Below are 5454 nucleotides of genomic sequence, written 5' to 3'. Positions count from 1 at the left end.
GTCATCGGCGGCGTGGTGGGGGCCGGGCTGCTGGAGATGCTGTCCTTGGGGACGTCCCGCCAGAATGAGGCCATGGCGGACGAAGCGCCCTACGAGGCCGGCGAACGTGTCGCGTTCACGGCCGAGGACCCGCACGTGTACACGCGGGAGCAGTGGAACGCCAGGGCGCCCAGGCGTCCGGCCAAGGTCCTCAGCAAGGCGCCGGACCACATCATCGTGCACCACACGGCCACGGCGAACTCCAAGAGCCGTTCGCTCGCCCATGCGTTCGCCCTGTCGCGGGCCATCCAGAACATCCACATGGACAGGAACGGCTGGGACGACACCGGGCAGCAGCTCACCATCAGCCGCGGCGGCTTCGTGATGGAGGGCCGCAACCGGAGCCTGAAGGCGATCCGGGCGGGCGACCTCGCCGTCGGCGCGCAGGTCCTGCACCACAACGAGCACACGATCGGCATCGAGAACGAGGGCACGTACACGTCGAAGGCGGTTCCGGGGAGCCTGTGGAAGTCGCTGGTGGAGGTGTGCGTGTGGCTGTGCCAGGAGTACAAGCTGGACCCGGGCAGCGCCATCGTCGGCCACCGCGACTACAACAACACCTCGTGCCCGGGTGACGTCCTCTATGCGCGGTTGCCCACGCTGCGCAGGTCAGTGGCCGCCCGGCTGGAGGGCGGGCCCCCGAGCCAGAGCACGAGCCACGCCGACGACGGCTCGATCCTGCCGCCGCTGCTCGGGCCCCTGGACGGCCTGGGCTGAGCTACGTCTCGGGCGTCGTGTAGCGGGTGCGGCGGCGGGCGATCTCGGGGTCGATGCCCTCGACGAGCGACCAGATGCCCGCCACCCGTTCCACCAGCGTCTCCGGGGGCAGCCCGGCGAGGCCCTCCGCCGCCAGGTCGTCGATCGCCTGCGTCAGCCGGGCCATCCGCTCGCCATGTGTGGAACACATGTTCGAATAGTAGCGACTGTGGCGGCCGGTGCGGGTGGGTTTCGCGGAATCGGTTCGGGACGGGCCGGCTCGTCCTAGCGGACGGCGCCGGTGACCAGCCAGCGGTCGCCGCGGGCACGCAGGCTCAGGGTGAGCATGCGGGTCAGCATCCACAGGCCGATCGCGCCCCAGAGGCCGGTCAGCCCCGCGTCCGCCCGGTAGAGGACGACGGCCGCCGGCAGGAAGACGACCGTCGCGACCAGCGTCGTCACGGCCAGGTAGGCGCCGTCGCCGGCGCCGATCAGGATGCCGTCCAGGACGAACACCACTCCGGCGACCGGCTGCAGGACGGCCACGAGCAGCAGCGACGCGAGCAGGAGGTGCCGGACGTCGCCGTCCGCGGTGAACAGGCCGGGCAGCCACGGCCGGATCACCAGGATCACCAGGCCGAACGCGACCCCGCAGCCGATGCCCCACCACACCATCCGGCGGGTGACGGCCCGCGTGCCCGCGATGTCGGACGCGCCCAGATAGCGCCCCGTGATGGCCTGCCCGGCGATCGCGATGGCGTCGAGCGCGAACGCCAGCAGCGTCCAGATCTGGAAGCCGACCTGGTAGGCGGCGATCTCCGCGTCCCCCATCCGGGCGGCGATCGACGTCCCGACGATGAGGACGATGCGCAGCGCCGCCGTCCGGACGAGGAGCCCGAAGCCCGCCGTGGCGGACGTCTTCAACCCGTCCCAATCGGGACGTACCGGAGTCTCGTGGCGTCGCGCCGCCCGCAGGACCACGGCCACGTAGACGGCCGCGCTCGCCGTCTGGGCGAGGACGGTCCCCCACGCGGAACCGGCGATCCCCCACCCAAGGACGATCACGAATACCACGTTGAGCAGCAGGTTCAGCGAGAAGCCGCCGATGGACACGACGAGTGGCGTGCGCGTGTCCTGGAGGCCGCGGAGCACGCCCGTCCCGGCGAGGACGACCAGCATCGACGGGATCCCGAACAGGCTGACCCTGAGGTAGGTCTCCGCATAGGGGGCCACGACCGGGGACGCGCCGAACGCGTCCACGATCCAGGGGATCAGCGGCCAGCCGGCCACGATCAGCGCGGCCCCGATGGCGATCGCGAGCCACATCCCGTCGATGCCCTGCCTGATCGCCGCCCGCAGGTCGCCCGCGCCGACCTGCCGCGCCACCCCGGCGGTCGTCCCGTAGGCGAGGAAGACGCACAGGTAGACGAGCGTGGTGAGGGCCTGCCCGGCGACTCCTAGGCCGCCCAGCTGGGCGGTGCCGAGGTGCCCGACGATCGCCGAGTCGGACAGCAGGAACAGCGGTTCGGCGACGAGCGCGCCGAAGGCCGGCACGGCCAGGCGCAGGATCTCGCGGTCGTGCGCGGTCGCGAGCCGCCGGGAAGTCGTCACCGCGCCGAGGGTACCAGGCTGTAACTCACGTAAGAAATTCAAGCCTTACATCGTGGTCCGGCGGCCAATTATCTTTCCCACACAGCCGGTGGACGGCGTTCCCCCAGCTCAACGCCATGGCGCGACCGCCGTCCACGACGAATCCACAAAGTTGTCCACAGGTCGTGCACAACCGGTTCGGCGTGTCTGCACAGGGAGTCCACAACTTCGTCCACAGGTTGCTTTGCCCGCGCCCGCGCGGCCTCGCGAGAATGTCCGACGCGTCAGGTAGACGTGTGTTGGACGGTCGGCGATGGGTGGACGGGGCCACCGGCGGCCGCGGTGAAGGGGGTGCGTCGGTGAGCGTGGCGGATATCGGGCCGCAGGAGCATGAGTTCGAGCGCACCCCGCCGCACGACATCTCGGCGGAGCAGGGCGTGCTCGGCGGCATGCTGCTCTCCCAGGACGCCATCGCCGAGGTCGTCGAGCTGCTGCGCACCCCCGACTTCTACCGTCCCGCGCACCAGATCATCTACGACGTCGTCCTCGACCTGTACGGCCGCGGCGACCCCGCCGACGCCGTCACCGTCGCCGGCGAGCTCGCCAAGAACGGCGAGATCGGCCGCATCGGCGGCGCCCCGTACCTGCACACCCTGATCTCCCTGGTGCCCACCGCGGCCAACGCCGGGTACTACGCGAAGATCGTCCACGAGCGCGCGATCCTGCGCCGGCTGGTCGAGACGGGCACCCGCATCGTCCAGATGGGCTACGCCGCCGACGGCGCCGACGCCGACGAGGTCCTCGACCGCGCCCAGGCCGAGGTCTTCGCGATCGCCGAGAAGCGCGCCGGCGAAGACTACGTCGCGCTGAGCGAGATCATGCCCGGCGCCCTCGACGAGATCGAGGCGATCGGCAGCCGCGGCGGCCAGATGGTCGGCTGCCCCACCGGCTTCGCCGACCTCGACGCCCTCACCAACGGCCTTCACCCCGGCCAGATGATCGTCGTCGCTGCCCGCCCCGCCATGGGCAAGGCTTTGAGCGTAAAAGTCCCGCTTCCTACCCCTTCGGGGTGGACCACTATGGGGGAAGTGTCCGTTGGTGACTCCCTGATCGGGGCCAACGGGAAACCGACCCGCGTGATCGCCGCGACCGAGGTGATGCACGGCCGCCCGTGCTACGAGATCGAGTTCTCCGACGGCGAGGTCATCCTCGCCGACGCTCAGCACGAGTGGCGCACCACGACCCCGATGCCCGGCGCCGGTCTCCAGAAGGCGCCGACCATCTCTCTTGATTCCGCCGACCAGCGGTTCGGGGACGACGCCCACCTGGTGTGCGCGCCCCGATCGGCTCTCGACGAACTTGACGATGCCGCGCGGCGGGTGCGAGGGCCGCTCGGCAACGGCGCCGCACGGTTCGTCCGGGCGGCCCCCTGGCACCGGGCGCACCCGGCGCACCGGGAGTCCGCGGCCGAGGGCACCGGATTGAGGCACGGCGTCGTCCGCCCAGGCAATGGGATGCCGCCGAGGCATGAGAGCGCGGCTGCGGCCGCCCGCCGTCAGCGGACCGAGGAGAGCCGCCTGGCACCGCGCCGCGCCGCGGTCGCCCGGCCGGAAGACGAGGCCCCGTCCTCCCGCCGCCTCCCCCTGGTGCTCGGCGACCATCCGCGGATCGTGACGACCGAGGAGATCTTCGCGACGCTGGTGCACGAAGGGCGTTCCGTCCATGCGGTGGAGGTCGCCGCCGCGTTCGACCTGCCCGAGGCCGAGCTACCCGTCGATCCCTATGTCCTCGGGGTATGGCTCGCCGCCGGCGACGATGACGAGGCGCGCATCACCTGCCTCGACGGCAAGGTCATCACCCAGATCGAGGCGACCGGGCAGCAGGTCGCACCGGAAACGATCCTCGGCCGCCACCTGCTGCCCGGGCTGCGCCGTCGCCTCGACGATCTCCGGCTCCTGGACGGCAAGCGCGTCCCGGCCCGGTACCTGCGGGCGTCCGCGTCGCAGCGGCGAGCGCTGCTGGCCGGTCTGCTCGACGTCTGCGGGCGCGTTTCCGCGGACGGACGCGTCGACGCCGCCGTCTCCTCCACCCTCGCCGACCAGGTGCACGAACTCGTTCTCAGCCTTGGTCATCGCACCGAGCCGGCGACCGGCCCGGAGGACGGTTCCGAGGGCGAGCCGATCCGCCGGATCGGCTTCACGCCGGCCGGGACGGTGTTCCGGCTGCCGCGCAAGAGGGCGCGGCAGCGTGTGGACGTCCCCCCGGCTGCGCGGGTGCGATACATCGTGGATGTGCGGCCGGTGGAGAGCGTGCCGGTTCGGTGCGTCCAGGTCGACAACGCCGACCACATGTACCTGGCCGGACGTTCCTGCATCCCGACGCACAACTCGACGCTCGCGCTCGACTTTGCGCGTGCGGCGTCCATCAAGCATGGGCTGGCGTCGGCGTTCTTCAGCCTGGAGATGGGGCGCAACGAGATCACGATGCGGCTGCTGTCCGCCGAGGCGCGGGTGGCGCTGCACGCGATGCGGTCCGGCACCATGCAGGACGAGGACTGGACGCGCCTGGCCCGCCGGATGAGCGAGGTCGCCGAGGCTCCCCTGTTCATCGACGACTCGCCGAACATGTCGATGATGGAGATCCGGGCGAAGTGCCGGCGGCTGAAGCAGCAGCACGACCTGCGGCTCGTCATCATCGACTATCTGCAGCTGATGAGCTCGGGCAAGCGGGTCGAGAGCCGCCAGGTCGAGGTCTCGGAGTTCTCCCGGTCGCTGAAGCTGCTCGCGAAGGAGCTGGGCGTCCCGGTCATCGCGTTGTCGCAGCTCAACCGAGGTCCCGAGCAGCGGACCGACAAAAAGCCCATGGTGTCCGATCTACGCGAATCGGGCAGCATCGAGCAGGACGCCGACATGGTGATCCTGCTGCACCGCGAGGACGCTTACGAGAAGGAGTCCCCGCGCGCCGGTGAGGCCGACCTGATCGTGGCCAAGCACCGTAACGGCCCCACCGCCACGGTCACCGTCGCCTTCCAGGGCCACTACAGCCGCTTCGTCGACATGGCCCAGTAGCCGGGCTTGTGACACCGCCCGTGGCCAGGCTGGGGGGCGTGGCCTGCGGTTGGGCTTGGGG

The 5454-nt window shown here is 70.9% G+C and carries 4 protein-coding genes; 2 read left to right on the top strand and 2 right to left on the bottom strand.

Annotation, left to right across the window (positions count from 1 at the left end):
* The first annotated feature begins 72 nt into the window (after window positions 1–72).
* The gene (locus E1293_RS44085; RefSeq protein ID WP_243717476.1) at window positions 73–756 is read left to right on the top strand and encodes a peptidoglycan recognition protein family protein; all 684 of its coding nucleotides are present in this window, start codon (window positions 73–75) and stop codon (window positions 754–756) included.
* A gap of 1 nt (window position 757) precedes the next feature.
* Here the strand turns inward: E1293_RS44085 and E1293_RS44080 are convergent, their stop codons facing one another.
* Both E1293_RS44080 and E1293_RS44075 read right to left on the bottom strand, forming a co-directional pair.
* Window positions 758–946 carry a hypothetical protein gene (locus tag E1293_RS44080; RefSeq protein WP_052357975.1) on the bottom strand — a complete coding sequence of 63 codons (189 nt, stop codon included), beginning with the start codon at window positions 944–946 and terminating at the stop codon, window positions 758–760.
* A 74-nt stretch (window positions 947–1020) separates the two neighbouring features.
* Window positions 1021–2346: an MATE family efflux transporter gene (locus tag E1293_RS44075; RefSeq protein WP_132205646.1), complete on the bottom strand. Its 1326-nt coding sequence runs from the start codon at window positions 2344–2346 to the stop codon at window positions 1021–1023.
* Window positions 2347–2684: 338 nt separating this feature from the next.
* Here E1293_RS44075 and dnaB point away from each other — a divergent pair, with 338 nt between their 5' ends.
* The gene (dnaB, locus tag E1293_RS44070; RefSeq protein ID WP_243717474.1) at window positions 2685–5393 is read left to right on the top strand and encodes a replicative DNA helicase; all 2709 of its coding nucleotides are present in this window, start codon (window positions 2685–2687) and stop codon (window positions 5391–5393) included.
* The last annotated feature ends 61 nt before the right edge of the window (window positions 5394–5454 follow it).

This window comes from Actinomadura darangshiensis (assembly GCF_004349235.1).
Lineage (GTDB): Bacteria > Actinomycetota > Actinomycetes > Streptosporangiales > Streptosporangiaceae > Spirillospora > Spirillospora darangshiensis.
The sequence above is the reverse complement of the archived record's forward strand: the minus strand, read 5'-3'. Positions and strand labels throughout refer to the sequence as shown.